Genomic DNA, 22876 nt, shown 5'->3' on the forward strand with positions numbered 1-22876 from the left:
GCAAGCATCGAATAGAAAAATGAAGATAGTCATTTTAGGAGCAGGCGAGAGCGGAGTAGGCGCAGCATTGCTAGCGGCAAAGCAGGGCTATCACGTGATGGTATCCGACTCGGGCAGTATCGCGCTTCCGCGAAAAACACTGCTATCCCAAGCGGGAATCCGCTACGAAGAAGGCAAGCACAGCAGCGATCTCTTTGAGGACGTCGATGTAGTGGTCAAAAGCCCGGGCATACCCTATTCGCTGCCAATGATCCAATCACTGATGGCCAACCAGGTGCCGGTGATTGATGAACTGGAATTTGCCAGTAGTTACAGCCGTGGAAAAATCATCGCAATCACAGGAACCAACGGCAAAACCACCACCACACTGCTCACCCATCACCTGCTGAAAAAAGGCGGAAAAGACGTGGGCCTTGCCGGTAATGTAGGCCAAAGTTGGGCGGGGCAGTTGGTAGATCAGGACCACACTTGGTGGGTGCTGGAGGTCAGCAGCTTTCAGATCGAAGGCTTTCGAACACTCAAACCCTCAGTGGCTATTCTACTCAATATCACTCCGGACCACCTAGACCGGTATGGGTACCAGATGGGTGCCTACGCAGAAGCCAAATTCAAACTCATGGATTCCATGGATCTCCATGACCACGTGATCTACTTCAATGAGCAGGATATTATCCGGCAGCGGGTGGCCAGCTGGGAAAGCAGAATAAACCGGATCCCCATCGCCTGGGATGCTGCTTATAGCCCAAGCCACTTTGTAACGGATGACATGCTTCATATTACCTGGCAGGACGATAATATGGTGTTTGACCTTTCGGAAACCAACCTAAGGGGAAAGCACAATCAAATCAATGCACTTGCTGCCATTCAGGCGGCACTGATTGCCGGTGTTGGCGAAGAACAGGTACGCGAAGGGCTTCGAAGCTTTGTAAATGCACCCCACCGCATGGAAGCAGTGGGCACCTTCAACGGTATACGGTTCATCAATGACAGCAAGGGCACCAACGTGGATGCCACTGCGTATGCGCTCGCAGCTTACAAGGAGCCCTTGATCTGGATCGCTGGAGGCGTTGACAAGGGAAATGATTACAACGAGCTGATCCCGCTGGTAAAGGGGCACGTTAGCCACCTGATTTGCCTAGGCAAGGACAACGAAAAACTAAAAAAGGCTTTTGAGGACATTGTTCCCCGGATTTCTGAAACCCAATCCGTGGAAGAAGCGATCTCTCTTGCCCTCACATACGCTAACAGCGGGGAGACGGCCTTGCTTTCTCCTGCCTGTGCGAGCTTCGACCTGTTTAAGAACTACGAGGACAGAGGAGATCAATTTAGAGCTGCGGTCAACCGCTTGGCAGAAAGGAGAACATCATCATGACGGCTGTTAGAAATTGGCTAAATGAAAACTTAAAAGGCGATCCCGTGATATGGATTATCGTAATCCTTCTATCGCTGATCAGCATTCTGGTCGTTTATTCGGCTACGGGATCCTTGGCATACCGCACGGCCGGAGGGAACACAGAGCTGTACCTCTTCAAACATAGTGCACTGGTAATGGCCAGTTTGGTGGTAATGTGGGCGGTGCACAATATACCCTACCGGTATTTCTCCAAGCTGAGTCTTTTGGCCCTTTGGGTAAGTATACCGCTATTGGTGTTCACCTATTTCTTTGGCTCCACCATCAATGAGGCGAACCGATGGCTGACGATTCCGGTGATCAACCAGGCATTTCAGCCTTCCGATCTGGCTAAGCTGGCGCTGATTTCCGCGGTAGCCGGCATGCTGGCCAAACGACAACGAAGCATTGAAGATTGGAAAGGTGCCGTAGTCCCCATCCTGATTTGGATCGGAATCATCTGCGGGCTGATAGGACTTGCGAATATGTCAACCGGGGTAATGTTACTGGCGACCTGTTTCCTCCTGATGTTTATAGGCAGGGTGCCTGTGAAATACCTGGTTATGGCTCTGATTATTGGCGCATTTGCCCTGTCTACGGCCATCTTGATCGGACAACGAGGCAGTACCTTTTTCTACCGAATCGAGAAATTCCTTAGCGAAGGTGAGGAAGACCTTCCTTATCAGGCCAAACACTCGTACATCGCCATCGCGACTGGTGGAGTAGCCGGCAAAGGACCAGGCAAGAGTGAACAGCGTAATGTACTTCCCCATCCCTACTCTGATTTTATCTACGCCATTATCATAGAAGAGTATGGCATGGTTGGCGGAGTCACGGTACTCTTTTTGTACCTGGCCTTACTCTACCGCGGCATGCGGGTGGTGGCCATCTCTACGAGGCCACTCGGTGGGCTGTTATCCGCGGGACTTAGCTTCGCCCTGGTCATTCAGGCGATGATAAACATGGCTGTCGCTGTGGGGCTGGTTCCCATCACCGGATTGCCACTTCCCATGCTGAGCATGGGAGGCACCTCCTTGATATTCACGGGCATTTCCCTGGGAATCATTTTGAGTGTAAGCAGAGGAGACCATGCTGACAGCGTAGAACACGAGACAACCATTGAACGGAACCTAGCAAGGGTAGCCTAAATGAGCACTGGTAACCGAATATATCGCATAATCATTAGTGGAGGTGGCACCGGAGGGCACATTTATCCCGCCATTGCCATTGCCAACGCCTGGATGGCTGCCCACCCAAGCAGTGAGATACTGTTTGTGGGAGCGGAGGGAAAGATGGAAATGCAAAAAGTACCCGAAGCCGGGTACCCAATCGAAGGGTTAACCATTGCCGGGCTACAGCGAAGCCTAACGCTGAAAAACCTAAACTTCCCCTTGAAGGTATGGAAGAGCGTAAAGCGATCCAATGAAATACTCAAAAGGTTCCAACCCAACCTCGCAGTGGGAGTGGGTGGATACGCAAGCGGTCCATTGCTATTTGCCGCGCAGCGACAGGGGATTCCTTCGGTCATCCAAGAGCAAAACTCCTACGCCGGCCTTACCAATAAGCTTTTGGCCAAAAATGCAAAGGCTATTTGTGTAGCCTATCCGGCAATGGAGCGGTTTTTCCCAGGCGACCGCATTCATTATACCGGCAATCCGGTACGCTCCGATATCCTGCAATTAGAGGGAAAGGCAATAAAGGCTCGGGATGCATTTGGGCTGGATGGACGCAGAAAAACGATACTGGTGCTGGGCGGCAGTCTAGGGGCGCGAACCATCAACGAGGCAGTAGCTGCCTCCATGGCGGCTTGGGAAAGCAATGGTTATCAGGTTGTTTGGCAAACCGGCAGGTTCTATTTCAATGAAATGAATGAAAGGGTGGATCGCTCCGGGCTAAAGCACATTCATCCGATGGAATTTATCCGGGAAATGGATTTGGCCTATTCGGTGGCAGATATCGTGGTATCCCGCGCGGGGGCCCTATCGGTGTCTGAGCTTAGCCTGGTAGGCAAGCCTGTAATTTTCATCCCGTCGCCAAATGTGGCAGAAGACCATCAAACCAAAAACGCTGAAACCTGTGTCTCCGCAGGAGCTGCTTGGATGCTAAAGGATAGAGAAGCCATCAGCAACCTAGGTGAAGTTCTGGAAAAACTGGCCAACGACACGGACGAATGCCAACGATTGGGGGAAAACCTTTTGAAGATGGGCAAACCCCAGGCAGCCAATGAAATTGTAGCAGTCATGGAAAAATGGATTCAATGAATTTGAAAGATCTACATAGCGTCTATTTTCTGGGTATCGGTGGTATCGGCATGAGTGCCATCGCCCGCTGGTTTAACCACATCGGTGTACCGGTATGGGGTTACGACAAAACACCCTCCCCTCTTACCCACTCGCTGGAATCCGAGGGAATGAAAATCACCTACACGGACAGCATCAGTGAACTTCCCGGGTCGTTTTTGGCCTCAACCGAAAACCGTTTAGTCATTTGGACACCGGCAATTCCAAAGGATAGCGTACTGAAAAACTACCTGACGGAACAGGGATACGAGCTAAAGAAGCGCTCCGAAGTATTGGGATTGATCACGAAGGATATGTACTCAGTGGCAGTAGCCGGAACCCACGGCAAAACCACTACCTCGTCCATGGTGGCGCACCTACTAAAACATGCTGGAAAAAACATTGCTGCCTTCTTGGGAGGTTTGACACAGAACTACCAAAGCAACTTGATTCTTAATGATGAAGAGAGCGACCAAGACCCAATTGTCGTGGTGGAAGCAGATGAATTTGACCGGTCCTTTTTACACCTGCACCCCAACATCAGCATTTTGACAAGTGCGGATCCAGATCACTTGGACATCTATGCCGACGGCAGCCATGTCATGGAGGGCTTTAGGGATTTTCTGGCATTGACCGCTCCGAAGGGCATGATAATAGGGCAGTATAAAGCACTCGAAAAACTGGCACCCCTCAAAAACCCAAGTGTGGAATCGATACCCTATGGTATCGGAAGCAAACGTATACGCGCCAATAACATTGTCGCCGGTATCAGAGGTTTCCGGTTCGACTATGTAAACGAAGACGAGGAGATCAAAGATTTATATTTACCCCTACCAGGCTTTCACAACATTGAGAATGCCCTGGCAGCCATCACGACTGCCCTTCACTTTGGTGTCGATGAAGAAACGGTAAAAGCGGGTCTTTTATCTTACCGAGGTGTTAAACGACGATTTGAGTTGGTTTTCGAGGATGCCAATCACGTATACATCGACGACTATGCCCATCATCCGGAGGAAATCCGGGCCTTTTTGGCGTCTGTTCGCGCGATTTATCCAAACAAAAGGATCACCGCTGTATTTCAACCCCATTTGTTTACACGTACCCGGGATTTTGCCGAAGGGTTTTCAGAAAGTCTCTCCCTTGCCGATGAGGTAATCCTACTGGACATATACCCGGCGAGAGAACTTCCCATTCCCGGCGTCACTTCCGACATGCTGCTGGAAGGGATAAAGGCTCCGGTGAAAAGCTTACAGACCAAAGAGGGGTTGATCCCCTACTTAGCGCAAACCCAACCCGAGGTGCTTGTCACCATAGGAGCGGGAGATATTGACCGACTCGTAGAACCAATCCATAAATGGCTTAGCAATGGGAACTAACAGAAGCTGGAAATTGAAGCGATGGGTTTTGTTTGCCGCTATGGGCATGATCCTTGCCATCTATGTAGGATTTGTAGAGATAAAAGGGGACGAGAAAACCTTTACCGGGCTGGAAGTTTACGTGGAAGGCGTTAGCGAACTGTATTTCGTGGAGGAAAAGGAGATCCACCGAATGCTCGAGAATGATTTTGAGCAACTCAAACCCGGCGTTAAGGTAAGTACGATCCCTCTGTATGAACTCGAAAAGAAGGTGGAGAACCATCCCTTCGTAAAGGATGCAGAGGTATTTGTTGACCTAAAGGGCAAGGTAATGGTAAAGGTAGCGCAGCATATTCCCCTGGCACGGATTACCCGCCCCATGGCACCGGATGGGTATATCAGTACGGAGGGAGTGATATTGCCCACGTCCACCCACTTTACCCCTAGAGTCATAACCATTCAGGGACGAGGTGCAGATCGCATACTGGAAACGGGAAGCTTGGGGACGGATGGAGATAGTCTTCTGGAACTCCTTCATTTTATTGATCGGGATAAGCTTTGGCATGCCCAGATCAGTGGAATAGAGTTACTCGCCAACGGCGATGTGATTCTTCAACAGCAGGTAGGTAAGCAGGTGATCGAATTTGGAAAACCAGAGTCTATTGAAGAGAAATTCAAGAAAATAAGCATCTACTATACCGAAATCGTGCCACTTAAAGGCTGGAATACCTACGAGCGGGTAAACGTGAAATTCAAGGATCAGATTATTTGTGAATAAATAAAGAGCGCTATGGAAAATGACAAACTAGTGGTGGGACTGGATATCGGTACCACAAAAATCTGCGCAGTTATCGGGCGCAAAAACGAATTTGGGAAACTGGAGGTTTTGGGGATGGGCAAAGCGGTATCCGAAGGGGTAACGAGAGGAATTGTCACCAATATTGACAAGACTACCCACGCCATTCAGAAAGCGGTAAACGAGGCCTCCGAAATGTCTAACGTGGATATTGGTGAGGTAATCGTAGGCATTGCAGGTCAGCATATCCGCAGCTCCGTACACCATGGAGTGATTATCCGCAACAACCAAGACGACGAAATCACGGTAGAGGATGTGCGGCGCCTTGCCAACGATATGGAAAACATCATCGTCCCGCCTGGCAACAACATTATCCACGTTATGCCCCAAGACTATACGGTGGATTACGAGGACGGGATCAAAGACCCGGTAGGAATGTCCGGCGTGAGATTGGAGGCAGACTTTCACATCATCACCGCGCAGAGCACTGCCATCAATAACATTAGCAAATGCGTACGAAGGGCCAGCCTGATCTCTAAGGACCTAATTCTCGAGCCATTGGCAAGCTCCCTTTCCGTGCTGAGCGAGGAAGACAGGGAAGCGGGGGTATGTTTGGTGGACATTGGAGGGGGAACCACCGATGTGGCTATTTTTTATGAAAACATCATCCGCCATACCGCGGTGATCCCTTTCGGAGGAAACATCATTACGACAGACATCAAAGAAGGCTGCATGGTGATGCAAAACCAGGCGGAGCTCTTGAAAACAAAATTCGGAAAGGCACTTGCTGAAAAAGCCAACCCTAATGAAATCGTTTCTATTCCGGGCCTTCGCAATCGGCCTCCGAAAGAAATTTCCGTGAAAAACCTCGCCTCCATCATACAGGCCAGGATGGAGGAGATCATCGAAATGGTCCATTCGGAAATTGTGGCCAGTGGAACGTACAAAAAACTTGCGGGTGGCATAGTCCTTACCGGTGGCGGGTCACTTCTTAACGGTGCTTCCCAATTATTCGAATACGTAACCGGACTGGATACCCGCATCGGCTATCCCAATGAGCACCTGGGCAAATCCAAAGTGGAGGAAATAAAAAGCCCCATGTACGCCACCACCGTTGGACTTGTATTGGCAGGCTTTAAGGCATTGGACGACCGTGAGGAAACCTACCGGGCCAAGGAACAGAACAGCCCAATGGCCGCGAATGCAAGAAATAAAACCAATCGATTGGAAAATGGCCCCAAGGATATCATTACCAACATAACCAAGCGACTAAAAAACTTTATCACCGATGACATGGGAGACGAGGCCCAAAGTTACTGATCACCACTTCTATGCGCTCCTATTTTCCATAATGCACACCATCAAATTAGCCAAACTATAGTTCACCATTTACGAGGAAAACGTCAGAAATCATGAAAGACTATCAATTTGACATCCCCAAAAACCACAAATCCATCATAAAAGTGATCGGAGTGGGTGGAGGAGGCTCCAATGCCGTCAACCACATGTATAACCAAGGCATTAAAGACGTGGAATTTGTCGTCGTCAATACCGATGCGCAAGCCCTAAAAAGCAGTCCCGTGCCCCTAAAAATCCAAATCGGCACCCATCTTACCGAAGGGCTGGGTGCCGGTGCCAATCCCGAAAAGGGAAAACATGCTGCCATGGAGAGCAAGGAGGAAATCCGTGAATTGCTTTCGGACAATACCAAGATGATCTTCATCACGGCCGGTATGGGAGGCGGTACAGGTACCGGTGCGGCTCCCGTGATAGCCAAAATAGCCAAAGACATGGACATCCTTACCGTTGGGATTGTTACGGCTCCTTTTGTTTTCGAAGGCAGGAAAAAATTATTGTCTGCCCAGCTGGGTATCGAAACCTTGCGGGAGAACTGCGACACGGTGCTTGTGATCCTCAACGACAAGCTGCGTGAAATCTACGGCAACCTTCCCATCCGCCAGGCATTTGGAAAGGCAGATAATATCCTGACGACCGCCGCCAAGTCCATCGCGGAAATCATCACCGTACATCAGGACGTTAACGTCGACTTTGAGGACGTAAAGACGGTAATGAAAGACGCAGGTGCAGCGGTAATGGGCTCTGCCACGGAAGAGGGCGAGGATCGATCCATCAAGGCCGCCGAAAAGGCCATCTCCTCGCCTCTGCTAAACAACGTGGACATAAAAGGAGCGAAGAAGATTCTCCTTTCCATCATGTTTGGCGAAGAAGAGGAGCTTTCCATGGATGAACTGAGCGATATTACCGAATATATCACCAAACGAGCGGGAGACAATGCGGACGTCATCTTTGGGCAAGGTATGGATCCAGACTTGAAGAAGGGCATCCGAGTTACCGTAATTGCCACCGGTTTTGAGCCGGAGTCGATCACGGAGAAACATCAGATCATGGGCCAAAAGGCTGACGAGTCAAAAAAAGTCATCGACCTAGAGTCCGGAAAAACTTCTAAGGTGGAGGAAGTCGGCACTCAAACAGGTCAACAGTTTTCGTTTATCATCCCCACTCCAGTACAGGCAGATCAACCCAAAGCGGAGGAAAAACCACACGCAGAGCCAGAATCCAGGCCAGAAACCCCCGTTGTGCATAACCTGAAGAGTACCGCTGAAAACGACGAGGAGTATATCTTTGAAAAACCTGTGCCGACCCCTGAACCAAGAAAGGTATTGACGCTATTCGACAAGGCGGACAACAACTACGTGCCACCGAAGCCTAAAGCAGAGCCGGAGACCAACCCGCACCTCTCGTATTACAACGAAATGCGCGACTCCGCGGTAAAAAGGGTTTACGAAAAATTCGAACGGCTGAAACAAAAAAGATCCGTAGACCAGTCGCCCGAAGAGTTCAAGGAAAAACTGGAGGTTCCGGCTTACCTGCGCAAAAATGTACAGCTACAGGAAGTAGGGCACAGCTCCGAACGAAACCTATCCAAATTTAACCTGAACGATGATAACGAGATAATCAGCAACAACCGTTTTCTGCACGATAACGTGGACTAAAAAGCAATCAGCAAATCCGCCTGTTCCCGCAATAAGTCAAGATACAATCTGTTGGTGAGCAGATTACCTGACATATTTTCCTCAATCTTTGCCAGTCTTGGCTTAAAGGCGAGAACATGCATTCCCAGGTAATGAAAAACGTCGGTAAGGTGGCTCATGGCTATACTGCCACCGCCGACGCCTGAGGATATCCCCACTAACGCACACTTTTTGTGCCGGAAGCTGTTGGGATAGGTCATACCATCTATAAAGGCCTTTAATATCCCCGGAAAGGAGTGGTTATACTCCGGCACAATAAAAACGTATTTACTGCCCTCCTTAACCTGCTCGTGTACTTTGTTGAAAGCGGGATTCTTTCCGTTGTTCTCGTAGAGTGCCGAAAACACAAAGTCGTCCGGCAAGTCGCTGAGTGAAACAATCTCGGAGGGCTGTCCCAAATCCGTTAGAATTTCACGGTATTGCAAGGCAATCATTTCAGAAATGGAAGGCTTACGGTTTGTGCCGACTATGATTTTAATCATAAATGCTTTTGGAAAATTTTCGTAACCCCATTACTACAACCAACAGCAGGGTAAAGTTTCTCAAAAACAGGTTTAAATCGGGAACATATCCAGTTTTATTTTTTAAAGTCCTACTTTTGACATGTTAAAACCTCACTAACCTTAGTCATTATGCCTAGTAACCAACCTTACATTCAACGAATCGGCGACGCTTTTCAATACCTTACCGACTGCTTCGATACTTCGCCAGAGATCGGAATTGTACTTGGCACCGGATTGGGCGGTTTATTGGACTCTATCCAAGTAGAAAGTGAGGTCAACTACAAGGACATACCCCATTTTCCGCTATCTACGGTAGATTCACATGCCGGAAAGCTGGTGTTCGGCACTGTCCAGGGCAAGTCCGTCGTGGCAATGAAGGGTCGCTTCCACTACTATGAAGGGTATACCATGAAAGAAGTCACCTTCCCTATCCGTGTCATGAAGCAAATGGGAATAAAGCACCTGTTGGTCTCCAACGCATCCGGTGGCTTAAATCCCGCCTATAAGGTCGGAGAATGCATGGTCATCGATGACCATATAAACCTTTTTCCCGAAAATCCATTAACCGGCAAAAACTTGGATTCGATGGGGCCAAGATTTCCGGACATGAGCGAACCCTACCGTATAGACCTAGTGGAAGCAGCGATTAACTATGCAAAAAAACACGGGCTAACCCTCCATCGGGGTGTGTACGCTGGAGTGACGGGACCAACACTGGAAACGCCCGCTGAATATAGGTACCTGCGGGCTATTGGAGCAGACGCAGTCGGCATGAGCACAGTTCCCGAAGTAATCGTAGCCCGACACATGGATATCCCTGTGTTTGGCATCTCTGCCATTACGGATTTGGGCGTACCAGGCAAGATTAAGAAGATTTCCCTAGCGGATGTCATCGACGCCGCCAAGACCGCCGAACCGGTTATGACCCGCGTAATGAATGAGGTGATACGCATACTGTGATCGCTCCAAAGGCAGGTTACAACCTTTTACGAGGCTTTCAATCCGTATTTCTTGTGAACAAACCAGATTTTTAAGGATAATTTTATACAATATCAGAGATTTAAATAAGAGATTTTAAGTATATTTGGGATAGTGCTATCGGCTCGATAGTAAAGAAAGATTTTTCAGGACACCTTGGATCGATAATAATATGGCAGATCAAAAATCCAAATCCTACTACGAAAAAAACAAGGATAAAATTCTCCGCAAACTTAAAGAACGATATAGGGAGGACGAGGAATTTAGAGAAAAAGCGAGGGAAACCTACCGGGAAAGGTATCAAAATGACCCCGAGTACCGAGAAAAGACACTGAATCGAGCCAAAACCCGCTACCATACCGACGAAGAATATCGGAATGCAACTCGGGCAAGGGGAAAGAAACCAAGCGGAGGGAAAAAGTAGGCCAAGACTTTTGACTCACTTTCTGACTGCTTTTTTCAAAAGTTGGCTCTGCCTTTATTTTGAAACTACCGCGTTCCCTTCCAAAGGGTAACCTTTGGAATACGGATAAAAGATGCCCTGTATAGGCTCCTCTTTTAAACGCAACCTGTTGATTGTTTTCAAATTTTAACGTATAAATCCTTTTTCCAAAACAGGGGAGCTATAACTTCCCAAACACACAATCAATCAATTCTTTTTATGAAACGCATCCTTTCCATTCTGGTGACCAGCCTACTGATAGGCTACACGCCTGTCTTCGGACAAACCCATTTTCTAACGCTAAATGATCAGCGAATTGATCTCTCTGCCACACCTTTTACAATCACCAAAGTGATCGATGAACGGGTAGATAAATCCAATATCGGTTGGACTCAAAAAGGCATGGGCAATATGAGGGTCAACGCAGGTTTCACCAATCCATTTGACGTCGAAATCCTTGACTTTTTGAGAAACAACCTTGGTTCGGAAGGACCTGAAATCCAAGTCGTCATCCGAAATTTGAAGATCGCTGAAAAGACAGGATTTTCGAAGGAGACCGGAACCTGTGAGCTTTCGGTCGATTTCCTTTTAGAGGATGCTTCTTCGCTATACAGGGTGCTACAAACTACCGTCGTAGCTGAGGTTACCGGAACCGATGTCACCAAAAAACACCCGACAAACATCGCCAGTGCATTCAAGATGAGCTTTGAGCGTCTCTCCTCGGTCGATTTGTCAGACAAAAAAAACCTTTATGCCATTGCCTTATCGGACATTGGTACAGACTTACCCGATTCCATCAAATACAATTACCCTATTTTCACTCAACCCATAAAGAACGGTGTATACGCCGACTATGAAGAACTGAAAAACAATAATCCATCGAATATGGATTCATTCTACATCGAAAAAAGGCCTAGGCAATCCAACCCCTGGCTGGGGACCTTTGAAGTCATCCCAAAGTTTGAGGGTTCTAACCAAAAAGTCAAAAAAGTGTGGGCAATCGCACTGGATGGTGAGGTGTATGTCTATCATCAACGCGAGTTTTTCCCATTATCAATTTCCCACTATGAACTATTTTTCCAAGGATATGGAATTCCAAGCGGTCAGGGAGTCTCCACGGGGGCCTTGATCGGTGGGCTAATCGGAGCCGGAATCGCATCTGGGATAGAAAGCTCAAACGCCAAAAAACAGATGGTTTCCTACTACATTGACCCATCGAGCGGCGGAATCTCGCGAACAGTCCTAGAAATGACAGCCAAGTAAAATCAATCCTCCCACCAAACTCGATTTCAGGGCTTCCCATGCAAACATTATCCGGAAATGGGAAGCCCCAAACCCATATTGCATATCAAATCACTGATGCTGAAAACCATGAGATAAGCAATCTATTTTCTCGATCACACCTTTCGGAAAACCTTAAATGCATTTATCAATCCATTCGTGGAAGCATCATGAGAACTGATCGGTTCGTCACTTTCCAGTTCGGGAAGGATGGACTTGGCAAGTACCTTTCCCAGTTCTACTCCCCACTGATCGAAACTAAAGATATTCCAGATCACACCTTGCACAAAAATCTTATGCTCGTACAACGCAATCAATGCACCGAGGGTCGACGGATTTATCTTTTTCACAAGAATCGAATTGGTTGGACGATTTCCTTCAAAAACGCGATGTGGCGCGATTTTCTCAATGGTCTCTGGGGATTTTCCCTCACGGATCATTTCATCCTTGACTTCCTCCAGTGATTTGCCATTCATCAGAGCTTCTGTCTGGGCGAAAAAATTAGACATCAGCTTTATGTGGTGGTCGCCTACCGGGTTATGGCTGACCGCCGGAGCGATGAAGTCACAGGGCACCAATTGGGTTCCCTGATGGATAAGCTGGTAAAAGGCATGCTGCCCGTTCGTACCCGGTTCACCCCAAATGACGGGACCGGTGGTATAATCGACCCGATTTCCGCTACGGTCAATGCACTTACCATTGCTTTCCATATTGCCCTGTTGGAAGTAGGCCGGAAATCGATGCATGTACTGATCATAAGGCAAAATGGTCTCGGATGCGGCACCTAAAAAATTGGTGTTCCAAATTCCGATTAAGGCTAATATCACGGGCATATTTTGCTCAAATGGAGCCTTACGAAAATGATTGTCCATTTCATGGGCACCTTCCAGCAATTTCCTGAAATTATCAAAACCAATGGCACAAGCAATCGTCAAACCGATCGCAGACCATAGAGAATAACGACCACCTACCCAATCCCAAAAACCGAACATATTGTCAATATCAATTCCAAACTCCATCACGGCGTTTGAATTGGTAGAAAGTGCTACGAAATGCTTGGCGATCTCCTCTTCACTGTGGGCGTTTTTCAAGAACCAATCCCTAGCGGTGTGGGCATTGGTCATTGTTTCCTGTGTTGTGAAGGTTTTGGAGGCAATAAAAAAGAGCGTCGTCTCGGGATTCACCTTTTTCAGTACCTCCGTGATATGGGTTCCATCCACATTTGAGACAAAATATACATCCAAATTGGGGTTTTGGTATGGCTTTAACGCCTCGGTCACCATTACCGGCCCCAAGTCACTGCCTCCAATCCCAATGTTCACCAAGGATCGGATCGATTTGCCGGTATATCCCTTCCAAACCCCTTTGGATACCTTATCGGCAAAGGTCTTCATCTTGGCCAATACCTGGTTTACATCCGGCATCACGTTTTTGCCGTCCACGTACACCGGCGTATTGCTTCTGTTTCTAAGAGCAGTGTGTAGAACAGCCCTATTTTCGGTGCCATTTATCGGCTTTCCCGAAAACATCGCCTCAATCGCACCGCCGAGATCGGTCTCATGTGCCAGTTGAATAAGGGTATTCCATACCTCGTCATCTACCCGGTTTTTGGAGAAATCCAGTAAAACATCCTTGACGGTGACGTGATACCTGTCAAAGCGTGCCTTATCCGCTTCGAAGAGCTGACGTATCGACCGTTCTTTCTGGGCGAGCACACTCAGGGATTTCCAAGCGTTCGTGAGGGTAGGGTTTAGGTTGTTCATCAGGTTATTCAGCTAGTGTTAGGAAGGCAAAACTAACTAAAAAACAGAGCTGCTAAAAACTTTTCGTAAACTTCCCTCCGCAAACATAAAGACTACTTGCCCCAAAAGCCAGTGTCTTCATACAGCATGATCCAGGGCTGCGTCTGAAAATACCTCCATGGCTCTGCTGCCAAATTTACCTGGGAGTCTACGAGCGGCTTTAGCGGCCTTCCATTGAGGCTGCTTTTGACAAAAGCGTAAACCTCAACATCTCCCATCCCCTCCTCCGCATATACCTTACTGAGGTATTGGGCATATTGCCATATCACGTCAGGCTTGGTAGCTACCATCGAAACCTGCTTTGGTGTAAGATCCTGGGAAGGGAGATGGGAAATTCGCTGACCGTCGGGCAGCACCACTTCGAAGGACGCCGTACCAACTTTATTCCTCAGCATCATCCTCCACGCCATCCGATGTCCCGATTCCGTCCAATTGACGTCGCCGGTATACCGGTGATGGCGAAGGGGAAGAAAGATCATTAAAAGGAAAAAAGCGGAAAACAGCAAGATAAGCAGGTTTTGACGAGACGCATGAAACTGAACCAGGGATATGCCTTCATTTGCAACCCTCAACTTGGGAAAGAAAACGTCTCTAACCTGGTGGGCGGGAAAGAAAAATACGGACATAAACAACATCAAATAGGGGAAGATGCCTATATGAAAAACAAAACTGTTAAAAAGATGGAAAAAGAGTGCAAAAACGATCGCCGTCCAACGGGTTCTATTCCATATCAATGCAGGTATAATCAGCCCGTCGAATAAAATCCCTCCATAGGCTAAAACCAGCTGAAGCCATCTTTCCTGAAGAAGGTCACCGATCAGCAAATAGTCCTTCTTTGCAGCAAACCATATTTGTAAAGGTTTGGCGTCCAACCAGTCGGGCTGCACCTTTGCCAGAGAAGCAGCTGTATAGACCACCAACAGTAGGACTATGTACACCCACGAACTCCAACGGGGCACATCGAAAAGGCGATCTGCAAAACCCAATCGCACATCCAGCGAAAAGAACCTTCCTGCGGGAAGCAACGCGGAAATACCCATTAATGGGATGAGCAGGTAATAGTGGTTATTGTAGTGGGATTTTTGCATCCAGTAGGCTAGTGTCCATAATACCAAGTAGGCAATGATGGCCGGCCTATACCAAAGCCCCAGCATTACGAACAGCCCAATCGCCCCCATAACCAGGTAATAGTAAACCATCCCATCTCCTGGCAAAGGCCGCAGCCACTGGGAAAATGGTATAAAAGAAAAGTGTACAGATGGTTCCAAGAATACTTCCCTTACCCAACCCGTAAAAACCGCACCAACTGCCTCCAAAAATAACAGGAGCCCAAAACCGATACGAAAAAGAGCCAACGGAACAATGGAAATTGGCTCGAACAACTTTCGTTTCAGCTCTCTCATCATAAGGAGATCTGTGAAAGGCAGTCCGACGTAATACCTTCCCTACCCTTGGAACAATTTCCGATAGCGTTGAGCATGCGAAAAGTATTCACCATTTGCTTATTCTCTTAGCGAAAAAGCCAGGTAATAATCTCCCGAAGGGGTGCCTATCTTTCCTCCACCCGCGGCGATCACTACGTATTGTTTCCCATTCACGGCGTACACCGCAGGGGTAGCATAGCCGGCCGCTGGCAACTTATATTTCCACAATTCCCTGCCTGTCTGTTTATCAAAGATCCTGAAATATTCGTCCTTTGAGGCACCTATGAAAACAAGGCCTCCTGCTGTGACAACCGGCCCTCCGTAATTCTCGGTTCCGGTTTTCGGAATACCACGCTCTGTCAGCTCGGCAAACTCTCCCAAGGGCACCTGCCAAACTATTCTTCCCTCGTTTAGATCAATGGCATTCAATGTCCCCCAGGGAGGCCTCACGGCCGGATAGCCATCTTGGTCAAAAAACCGATTATATCCCGTATGGGAGTACAACACGGCACCAGTGTTGGATTCCTTTCCTACTTCGTGTCCATCTACGGCAGACTCGTCCGTGTCGGTGAGATAAGCAACAAGTGCCTCCCGATCTGATGCTTTTAGATGCTGAAAACCAGGCATTCTACCCTTACCGTTTGCTATCAACTGCTCTATTTCTGAACTGCTAAACCGGTCGGCTATACCAACCAGCGACGGATAATCGCCGGTCGGATCCCCTCCTAGTTGCAGGCCGTGGCACATACTGCAATGGAGCATATAAACCGATCTACCCACGCCCATGGATGCCTGATCAAAGGTGGGGACCATGGTAAGTATCCATGGCATCTCGTTGGCATTTACGTAGAGCCATCCAGAACTCGGATCAAAAGCAGCTCCTCCCCATTCTCCTCCCCCATCAAACCCCGGAAAAATGACCGTCCCCTCCGTACTCGGCGGCATGAACATGTGTCCGTAGCGCTTGCCTTGAAGCACTTCACGCACGTAGGCCTCTGACTCCGGGGATATGTCCGTTATTTCATCGTCTGTAAAAACCTGCCGGGAAAAAGGTGGAGGCAATACGGGCAGCGGCTGGGACGTGGCGGCTACTTCACCAAGTAAATCCGAAGCGGGAATCTCCAATTCCTCGATAGGGAAAAGTGGCTCTCCGGTATCCCTATCAAAAACAAAAACCCTACCTGTCTTCGTGATTTGGGCCACCGCGTCAATGGTTCTGCCACCTCGTTGGATGCGAACCAGATTTGGCGGTGCCGGAAGATCCCTGTCCCACATATCATGCCTGACTGTCTGATAATGCCAGATTCGCTCTCCTGTCGCTGCGTTCAACGCAATTACTGAATTTGCAAACAGGTTGTCACCCAAGCGTCTTCCTCCCCAAAAGTCAAAGGAGGCTGATCCCGTAGGCACAAATACGATCCCGCGGGACTCGTCTAGGCTAAAACCGGCCCAACTATTAGCTCCGCCTGCCCGCGTGTAGGCATCGGCAGGCCACGTTTCGTAGCCATACTCCCCTGGACGCGGAATGGTATGAAAAACCCAATCAAGGTTTCCTGTAATGGCATTAAAAGCCCGAATATAGCCAGGAGCGGCATCGTCGTTTTCAGAAACCCTCGTGCCTACGATAATTTTATCCTGATATACAATGCCTGGTGAGGTAGAGATCACGTAGAGGTTTTGAGCCCATTCTCCCAGTCCCTTTTTCAAAGACACCTTGCCCCCATCGCCAAATTCCTCAACCAAACCGCCGCTACTTGCATGTAAGGCAAATAAATACGGGCCAGCAGAGAAGAAAATCCTTCCCCCCGAACCATCCTCAAAAAACGTCAGACCTCGATTCATGGTAATGGGCACAGCAAACTCCGTCTTGGGATCAAACTCCCAAAGCAGTGCCCCTGTGCCTGCATCCAGGGCCACTGCTTTCATAGTCGGGGTGCTGGCATACAGCACGCCATCTATAATGATTGGATTGCATTGAATCTGCGTATTGCGTGAATCGGAGAGATCTCCCGATCTAAAAACCCAGGCTAATTCTAGTTGGTCAACATTATCTCGGTTGATCTGCGCCAAATGGGAATATTGGGAGCTGAATTTATCTCCCAAACTGACCGCCCAATTATCGTAGGCTCCGATTTCCTCTTTTGAATCAACCGAACAGGACGCCGCCAGTGCCAGGACAATAACGATTAAGACACCATATTTAAGCAAGAAGCAACTCTTCATAGGGAATGAATTATGCATGATTTCAGCGGATAATTTAAGAAAAAGTTGATTCGCTTTGACAAATCATGCATTTTTATAACGTTGTTTGGCAATCAGGCCCGTTCGATCGAGCCAGCCCTGGGCGTGAAAGCGTTATATAGCCGTCACACACTGGGATGCCCCGATAGCTATCCCGGGCTGCCATGCGAGATTCCATCCCGATAAAACGGGACTAAGTTGTGACCTTTGAAAAACAATTATAGACAAATGAAACGCTTGGTTTTGTGGCGACATGCCAAATCTTCCTGGGATGATGTGTTCTTGAGTGATCACGAACGTCCCTTGGCGCCAAGGGGAATACGGGACACACCGGACATGGCCACACGACTGAAAGAAAAAGGTGTATTGCCGGATCTCATGGTAAGTTCGAATGCGGTACGGGCCCTCGAAACCGCCAAAATGGCCGCAAAAGTCTTCCAATACCCCGAAAAAGCCATTCTTGCTTCGCCGTCGCTTTACCACGCTTCGCCCCATTCCCTGCTTAAAGCCATTCGGCAAACGGACGGCGGTGTAGAAACCCTTTTCGTCTTTGGGCACAATCCCGGTATGACCGATCTTATAGTGGCATTGGGATCTTCGTTGGACAATCTGCCCACTTGTGGCCAGTTTGGATTTGTCTGTTCAGCCGCCCGGTGGCAAGAACTTAATGCCCATAACGCACAGTTTTGGTTTTTTGACTTCCCAAAATCAAAAGGAACGAATATCATGTAATACACCTGGCATACTTTCCAAGTTGGCGAGCAGAAAAATTATTTTTGCAGCAGCATCTGCGGGAGTGCTAAGCTGATTTTCATCCTTAAAGGTCCTGAATTTCGCCAGCTGGCTGAAGTTATCTTCTGAAGCCGATCGAATTTCCGCTTGCATAGGCGTGTCCACGATGCCAGGAGACAACGCAACATAACGAATACCGTAACCTTTTAGGTCAGATTCTGCCTGTGCCACCAGAGAGAGTTGGTTTAGGGCTGCCTTGGAAGAGCAGTACCCAGACCAGCCGTCCACCGCCTTATTCGCTGCACCCGAACTTATGTTAATAACCGACTTACGTGCGGGCAACTCCCCGTATTGTCGCACAAACCCATTCACCAGAATAGAAGGAGCTACGTGGTTTATCAAATGAACTTTCAAAATACCCAGCTCGGACAGGTCGCCCAGCGGTGAGATCTCCCCTATCCATCCGGCATTATTGATCAGGGTGACCGACCCAAAATCGCCTAAGGGAAAAAAATCCGCCATTCGTTGGATCAAGGCTTCTGTGTCAGCTAGATCAAGTTCGATCGGGGTAAACCGATCCGAACTTATTTGCGCCGATCTGGACACGCCAATAACCAATGCCCTTGGATCGGACAAAAGATTTTCTACCAGGGCCTTCCCCAGTCCCTCACTGCTGCCAGTGACGATATATAAGTCTTTCTTCATAGCTATTTTCCTTTTTTACGCTCATCCAGTTGGTTTTACCCCGCTCCCGCAGGTTTTATGGACGTGTTATCTACCGGTTCGTGATGGGTAGAAAGCATGCGCTTACTGATACGATGGAAACGCCAAAACAACAAAACTGCTGTGGCCGTCAGGCCGGTCAAAAGACCAATCCAAATACCCAGCTCATCCAGTCCAAACGGAAAGGCCAGCAGGTAGCCCAAGGGAAGGCCTACAACCCAATAGGCCACTAGGGTAACCAAGGTTGGCACCTTTAAATCAGATAGCCCTCTAAGCGCACCGAGGCCCACCACCTGCATCCCATCCGAAACCTGGAAGATCCCCGCAATTACCAGCAAGACAGCGGCAGTCTGTACAACGCCCGGGTCATCTATGTAAATGAGGGGCAGGTAATTTCTAAGTCCAATAAACACGATCGCAAACACAGACATAAACAATGCAACCATTCCGAAAATCGAAAATCCCACCTCCCGGAGCGTATGGATATCTCTCCTCCCCAACTGATTTCCTACCCGAACCATTGCTGCGGCCGCCAGCCCGGAAGCCATCATATAACTGACGGAAGCCAGGTTGATCGCAATCTGATGGGCCGCAAGCGCATTTACCCCCAACCAGCCCATCATGATCGCGGCAGTACTAAACGCCCCAACTTCAAATACAAACTGGAACCCGGTAGGTATACCGATTTTCAACAGACGGCCTACTATTTTCTTTCGGAGTTTCGAAAAGCTAAAAGGCAAGTGATAAGAACGGTACCGCTTGGACCTTCGGACGTAATAGAGAATAATCAAGGCCATCAAAACACGGGAAATCAATGTAGCCCAGCCTGCACCATTGAGCCCCATGGCCGGAAAACCTAATTTCCCGTAAATCAACAGCCAGTTTAGGAATATGTTTATCGCATTACAGGCCAAGGTGATGTTCATGGCCTGCTTGGTTTGGGATAGGCCCTCGATAAACTGCTTGAAGGTTTGGAAAAACATCAAAGGCACGAGGGAGAACGTGATGATCAGCAGGTAAGGGATGGCCAAAACGACGACCTCATCCGGCTGACCCAGAAAATGAAGGCCTGGCGAAAGGGAAAGAATCAGCAAAAACAACAGTGCCCCCGACACCGTATTGATCGCAAAACCATGCTGAAAAACCGTAGATATGCTACGCTTGTTTCCTTCCCCATCGGCCATGGCTACCAAAGGCGTAATGGCCATGGATACACCTGTCCCAAACATCAAAATGAGGAAAAAGATACTGTTGGCCAGGGAGGCAGCGGCCAAGGTCTCTGCGCCAAGTCGGCCCACCATGATATTGTCTGCTACCCCGACGAGCACCTGACCAAGTTGGCTCAGCATCACAGGATAGGCCAACCGGAAGGTTACCCCTACGTGTTTTGTATAATTTGCACCTACCATCACAAAAAAACTACAGGCGGCCTGATTCCTTTAAAATCCTCTCCGCCTTTAGGATTCCCGCAATACTGATACCGTCGGTAATCTTTCCCTCCAATACCATCTCGACTACATCCACAAATGGCAAGCGTACGATTTTCAGGTCCTCCGTTTCATCAAACTCGGTCTCTCCCTGTGTGAGATCTTCCGCCAAAAACACATAACCCACCTCATCGGTAACGGAATTGGAGGTGTGGATTTTCAGGATATTGCGCCAAATCTTCGCCGTCATGCCTGTTTCTTCCTTCAACTCCCTTCGTGCCCCTTCCTCCGGCATATCATCCATTGGGCTGCCCCCCATAGGTATTTCCCACGAATACTCATCGAGGGTATACCGATATTGACCGACGATCCAGGTATGGAGCTGTAGATCCAAAGGAATGATGCCTATGGCAATATTCTTAAAATGTACCTGCCCATATATGCCCCGGCCGCCCTTGGGGTTGATTACCTGGTGTTCCTCCACCCTTATCCAGGGATTGGAATAGATTTCCTGCTTTGAAAGTGTTTTCCAGGGATTCTGCATCACAGTAAAAAAGGTGACCGATTGGCCACCTTTATTTATCTTAATTTGTAAAGATGATTTTCGGATTAGGCCGGGATAGGCAGTACTTTGCTGTCCTTGAACGTAGACAAGATCACCATGGACTGCATCGAATCCACCTCCTTTATCTCACTTACCTTCTCCAGCATCAGTTTCTGATACGAAGTAATATCTTTTGAAATTATCTTCAGGATAAAATCGCCTGTACCGGTAATATGGTGACATTCGATCACTTCTGAAATCTGATCGATTTCTTTCATAAAGGCTTCTATATTTGCCTTGTTGTGCCCAACCAATCCTACGAGTACGAATGTGCTTACCCCTAGCCCAATTTTCTCCGGATCCAACTTCGCGTGGTAACTCTTGATAATACCACTCTGTTCCAACTTCTTCACCCTCTCAAGCGTAGGGGCCGGTGATAAACCGATGTCCTTTGACAACTGGGCATTTGTGATTTTCGCATTTGCTTGCAAGATCTCCAGAATTTTTCGATCTATCTTGTCAAATTTCACTTTTACGTAATTATCCATATTTTAAAGAATTTACCGAATTATATGCGGTGCAAATTTAATCTATTTTGAATTTATTTTAAAGGTATTTACGGAAAAAACGAAGATGCGGACGAAATATTGTTACATATTTATATGATTAATCGAAAAAAATAGGTTGAACAACTTATTAATACACACAAATTTCAAATTTCCTGTTGATTTATAGAATAATACCTCCCAGAATAAAACCTACAACTTATTCTTTTTGATAAAATCCCTTGCTTCTTTGTGCGCAGGATGTTTGCGCTTCGCGTAATTTTTCACTTGATCAAAATATACTTTAGCCTTCTTTTTGTCATTTTCGGCTACGGCGATTTTCCCCAATTGGATCAACGCATACAGATGGTAGCCACTTTCTTGGCTTTCTGTCTCTTCTCCAAAGGACACCGCCTTCAGATAGTACCTCTTTGCAGTCGCGGTATCTCCGATTCGCTCATAATGCTGGGCAGCGAAGAACGCAGCGTACCTTCCGCTATTCCCCTCATAGCCAGTCCATCCTTCGTCGATCCTACGCAAAATCTCCAGGGAGACGTCCTTGGCTTCGTCTCCACGACCAACCGAATACAATTGCCTGGCAAAAAACCGGTGAAAGTACGGGTTATTGGGGTATTTATCGTGTAGGTAGGAGGTTATGGTGAGTGCTTTAAACGGCTGACGCTCCTCCGAGGCATATAGCCTAAACAAGAAGTACTGTGCCTCTACCCTTGCATAAAATGCATTGGTGGCTACGTCCTCCAACTGCCTAAGGCCAAGGTCTTTATCTCCTTTTGGAAACAGCACCATGACCGGCTTGAGCAAAGGATAGTTTTTGGGGATCCATACCGAGAAGTAATTAAATAAGGCATCTCCAAGCAAAAGCTCTGGATTGAGCTCGTCCTCGCCTTTACTCAACTCCAAGTATTTCAGCGCATTCTTACCGGCGAAGGTAGCCTTCGTCCAGTTCTGGCGTTCACTATGCAACCTGCCCTGAAACCCATAAGCCCCCGCCAAAAAAAACGACGCCTCTTTGTTGTTGGGATCCTTGTCGTACATTGCCTTCGCTTTTTCGATCGCTTCATCCATTTGACTCAGGAAGGCTGAATCATAGGATTTGTTCTCCATATCCACGGCAATTTTCCACCACTGACTAAGACCCATCAAAAAATAAGGGAGTGGATGATCCGGATAGGTATACTTCAAAACGGTAAACCCCCTTTCGGCCGTGGCAAAATCGAAATTGTACATACTGTTCACCGCGTCGGTGATTCTAAACTGGAGCGATTTGTCCAGCAGAAGATAATTGTCTGATTTTCCGATATCCGTAAAGATACTATCGGTTTCCATTTGTGCACGAGCAG

20 protein-coding genes are annotated in these 22876 nt (G+C 48.0%); 11 read left to right on the forward strand and 9 right to left on the reverse strand.

Going from position 1 to position 22876, the window contains the following annotated elements; all coding sequences use genetic code 11:
- Positions 1–19 precede the first annotated feature (19 nt).
- The 7 genes from murD (at position 20) to ftsZ (ending at position 8834) form a co-directional block, all read left to right on the forward strand.
- Positions 20–1372 (forward strand): UDP-N-acetylmuramoyl-L-alanine--D-glutamate ligase, encoded by a 1353-nt coding sequence (gene murD / locus ADIS_RS11600; RefSeq protein ID WP_035805746.1) that lies wholly within the window; start codon positions 20–22, stop codon positions 1370–1372.
- Complete coding sequence (locus ADIS_RS11605) at positions 1369–2538, forward strand: FtsW/RodA/SpoVE family cell cycle protein (RefSeq protein ID WP_010854707.1); 1170 nt, start codon at positions 1369–1371, stop codon at positions 2536–2538. Before murD ends, ADIS_RS11605 begins: the two co-directional genes overlap by 4 nt.
- Entirely contained in the window at positions 2539–3651 is a 1113-nt protein-coding gene (gene murG / locus ADIS_RS11610) for an undecaprenyldiphospho-muramoylpentapeptide beta-N-acetylglucosaminyltransferase (RefSeq protein WP_010854708.1), read from the forward strand.
- Positions 3648–5045, forward strand: coding sequence for a UDP-N-acetylmuramate--L-alanine ligase (murC, locus tag ADIS_RS11615; protein WP_010854709.1), 1398 nt, complete (start codon positions 3648–3650; stop codon positions 5043–5045). The genes murG and murC overlap by 4 nt, the downstream gene beginning before the upstream one ends.
- Positions 5035–5802, forward strand: a complete 768-nt coding sequence (locus ADIS_RS11620) for a cell division protein FtsQ/DivIB (protein ID WP_035805733.1) — start codon at positions 5035–5037, stop codon at positions 5800–5802. The genes murC and ADIS_RS11620 overlap by 11 nt, the downstream gene beginning before the upstream one ends.
- Before the next feature lie 12 nt (positions 5803–5814).
- Positions 5815–7140, forward strand: a complete 1326-nt coding sequence (gene ftsA, locus ADIS_RS11625) for a cell division protein FtsA (protein ID WP_010854711.1) — start codon at positions 5815–5817, stop codon at positions 7138–7140.
- Between the two features lie 92 nt (positions 7141–7232).
- Positions 7233–8834 (forward strand): cell division protein FtsZ, encoded by a 1602-nt coding sequence (ftsZ, locus tag ADIS_RS11630; protein WP_010854712.1) that lies wholly within the window; start codon positions 7233–7235, stop codon positions 8832–8834.
- On the opposite strand, the gene ADIS_RS11635 is transcribed toward ftsZ, so the two are convergent.
- Positions 8831–9355, reverse strand: a complete 525-nt coding sequence (locus ADIS_RS11635; RefSeq protein ID WP_010854713.1) for an NADPH-dependent FMN reductase — start codon at positions 9353–9355, stop codon at positions 8831–8833. The genes ftsZ and ADIS_RS11635 overlap by 4 nt on opposite strands.
- Positions 9356–9505: 150 nt before the next feature.
- Between ADIS_RS11635 and ADIS_RS11640 the strand changes: the two genes are divergently transcribed.
- The 3 genes from ADIS_RS11640 to ADIS_RS11650 all read left to right on the forward strand — a co-directional run bounded on the left by ADIS_RS11640 (position 9506) and on the right by ADIS_RS11650 (position 12059).
- The gene (locus ADIS_RS11640; RefSeq protein WP_010854714.1) at positions 9506–10336 is read left to right on the forward strand and encodes a purine-nucleoside phosphorylase; all 831 of its coding nucleotides are present in this window, start codon (positions 9506–9508) and stop codon (positions 10334–10336) included.
- Between the two features lie 190 nt (positions 10337–10526).
- On the forward strand, positions 10527–10778 hold the full coding sequence (locus ADIS_RS11645; RefSeq protein ID WP_010854715.1) for a hypothetical protein: 252 nt from the start codon (positions 10527–10529) through the stop codon (positions 10776–10778).
- A gap of 237 nt (positions 10779–11015) precedes the next feature.
- The gene (locus ADIS_RS11650; protein WP_010854716.1) at positions 11016–12059 is read left to right on the forward strand and encodes a hypothetical protein; all 1044 of its coding nucleotides are present in this window, start codon (positions 11016–11018) and stop codon (positions 12057–12059) included.
- 134 nt (positions 12060–12193) lie between these two features.
- Here ADIS_RS11650 and pgi read toward each other — a convergent pair whose 3' ends face one another.
- The 3 genes from pgi to ADIS_RS11665 form a co-directional block, all read right to left on the reverse strand.
- Entirely contained in the window at positions 12194–13840 is a 1647-nt protein-coding gene (gene pgi / locus ADIS_RS11655; RefSeq protein WP_010854717.1) for a glucose-6-phosphate isomerase, read from the reverse strand.
- A 92-nt stretch (positions 13841–13932) separates the two neighbouring features.
- Positions 13933–15285 (reverse strand): HTTM domain-containing protein, encoded by a 1353-nt coding sequence (locus tag ADIS_RS11660; protein WP_010854718.1) that lies wholly within the window; start codon positions 15283–15285, stop codon positions 13933–13935.
- 96 nt (positions 15286–15381) lie between these two features.
- Positions 15382–17544, reverse strand: a complete 2163-nt coding sequence (locus ADIS_RS11665) for an outer membrane protein assembly factor BamB family protein (RefSeq protein WP_155907403.1) — start codon at positions 17542–17544, stop codon at positions 15382–15384.
- Positions 17545–17772: 228 nt separating this feature from the next.
- Here ADIS_RS11665 and ADIS_RS11670 point away from each other — a divergent pair, with 228 nt between their 5' ends.
- Complete coding sequence (locus tag ADIS_RS11670; RefSeq protein ID WP_010854720.1) at positions 17773–18276, forward strand: SixA phosphatase family protein; 504 nt, start codon at positions 17773–17775, stop codon at positions 18274–18276.
- Here ADIS_RS11670 and ADIS_RS11675 read toward each other — a convergent pair.
- The 5 genes from ADIS_RS11675 to ADIS_RS11695 all read right to left on the reverse strand — a co-directional run bounded on the left by ADIS_RS11675 (position 18253) and on the right by ADIS_RS11695 (position 22862).
- On the reverse strand, positions 18253–18981 hold the full coding sequence (locus ADIS_RS11675; RefSeq protein ID WP_010854721.1) for an SDR family NAD(P)-dependent oxidoreductase: 729 nt from the start codon (positions 18979–18981) through the stop codon (positions 18253–18255). The two genes, ADIS_RS11670 and ADIS_RS11675, sit on opposite strands and share 24 nt — an antisense overlap.
- Positions 18982–19016: 35 nt before the next feature.
- A complete protein-coding gene (locus tag ADIS_RS11680) occupies positions 19017–20408 on the reverse strand; it encodes an MATE family efflux transporter (protein ID WP_010854722.1) in 1392 nt (463 codons plus the stop codon).
- A gap of 10 nt (positions 20409–20418) precedes the next feature.
- A complete protein-coding gene (locus ADIS_RS11685; RefSeq protein ID WP_010854723.1) occupies positions 20419–20970 on the reverse strand; it encodes an NUDIX domain-containing protein in 552 nt (183 codons plus the stop codon).
- Positions 20971–21035: 65 nt separating this feature from the next.
- A complete protein-coding gene (locus tag ADIS_RS11690) occupies positions 21036–21518 on the reverse strand; it encodes an Lrp/AsnC family transcriptional regulator (protein WP_010854724.1) in 483 nt (160 codons plus the stop codon).
- 210 nt (positions 21519–21728) lie between these two features.
- The gene (locus ADIS_RS11695) at positions 21729–22862 is read right to left on the reverse strand and encodes a tetratricopeptide repeat protein (RefSeq protein WP_238325426.1); all 1134 of its coding nucleotides are present in this window, start codon (positions 22860–22862) and stop codon (positions 21729–21731) included.
- Between the last annotated feature and the right edge of the window lie 14 nt (positions 22863–22876).

This window comes from Lunatimonas lonarensis (assembly GCF_000390185.1).
GTDB classification, from domain to species: domain Bacteria; phylum Bacteroidota; class Bacteroidia; order Cytophagales; family Cyclobacteriaceae; genus Lunatimonas; species Lunatimonas lonarensis.

Excerpts from the sequence above, each read along its gene's own strand:
- murD (WP_035805746.1), top strand. The coding sequence starts at position 20 with ATGAAGATAGTCATTTTAGGAGCAGGCGAGAGCGGAGTAGGCGCAGCA.
- ftsA (WP_010854711.1), top strand. The coding sequence starts at position 5,815 with ATGGAAAATGACAAACTAGTGGTGGGACTGGATATCGGTACCACAAAA.
- ADIS_RS11640 (WP_010854714.1), top strand. The coding sequence starts at position 9,506 with ATGCCTAGTAACCAACCTTACATTCAACGAATCGGCGACGCTTTTCAA.
- ADIS_RS11650 (WP_010854716.1), top strand. The coding sequence starts at position 11,016 with ATGAAACGCATCCTTTCCATTCTGGTGACCAGCCTACTGATAGGCTAC.
- ADIS_RS11635 (WP_010854713.1), bottom strand. The coding sequence starts at position 9,355 with ATGATTAAAATCATAGTCGGCACAAACCGTAAGCCTTCCATTTCTGAA.
- murC (WP_010854709.1), top strand. The coding sequence starts at position 3,648 with ATGAATTTGAAAGATCTACATAGCGTCTATTTTCTGGGTATCGGTGGT.
- ADIS_RS11695 (WP_238325426.1), bottom strand. The coding sequence starts at position 22,862 with ATGGAAACCGATAGTATCTTTACGGATATCGGAAAATCAGACAATTAT.
- ftsZ (WP_010854712.1), top strand. The coding sequence starts at position 7,233 with ATGAAAGACTATCAATTTGACATCCCCAAAAACCACAAATCCATCATA.
- ADIS_RS11675 (WP_010854721.1), bottom strand. The coding sequence starts at position 18,981 with ATGAAGAAAGACTTATATATCGTCACTGGCAGCAGTGAGGGACTGGGG.
- ADIS_RS11645 (WP_010854715.1), top strand. The coding sequence starts at position 10,527 with ATGGCAGATCAAAAATCCAAATCCTACTACGAAAAAAACAAGGATAAA.
- ADIS_RS11685 (WP_010854723.1), bottom strand. The coding sequence starts at position 20,970 with ATGCAGAATCCCTGGAAAACACTTTCAAAGCAGGAAATCTATTCCAAT.
- ADIS_RS11690 (WP_010854724.1), bottom strand. The coding sequence starts at position 21,518 with ATGGATAATTACGTAAAAGTGAAATTTGACAAGATAGATCGAAAAATT.
- ADIS_RS11660 (WP_010854718.1), bottom strand. The coding sequence starts at position 15,285 with ATGATGAGAGAGCTGAAACGAAAGTTGTTCGAGCCAATTTCCATTGTT.
- pgi (WP_010854717.1), bottom strand. The coding sequence starts at position 13,840 with ATGAACAACCTAAACCCTACCCTCACGAACGCTTGGAAATCCCTGAGT.
- murG (WP_010854708.1), top strand. The coding sequence starts at position 2,539 with ATGAGCACTGGTAACCGAATATATCGCATAATCATTAGTGGAGGTGGC.
- ADIS_RS11680 (WP_010854722.1), bottom strand. The coding sequence starts at position 20,408 with ATGGTAGGTGCAAATTATACAAAACACGTAGGGGTAACCTTCCGGTTG.
- ADIS_RS11605 (WP_010854707.1), top strand. The coding sequence starts at position 1,369 with ATGACGGCTGTTAGAAATTGGCTAAATGAAAACTTAAAAGGCGATCCC.
- ADIS_RS11665 (WP_155907403.1), bottom strand. The coding sequence starts at position 17,544 with ATGCATAATTCATTCCCTATGAAGAGTTGCTTCTTGCTTAAATATGGT.
- ADIS_RS11670 (WP_010854720.1), top strand. The coding sequence starts at position 17,773 with ATGAAACGCTTGGTTTTGTGGCGACATGCCAAATCTTCCTGGGATGAT.
- ADIS_RS11620 (WP_035805733.1), top strand. The coding sequence starts at position 5,035 with ATGGGAACTAACAGAAGCTGGAAATTGAAGCGATGGGTTTTGTTTGCC.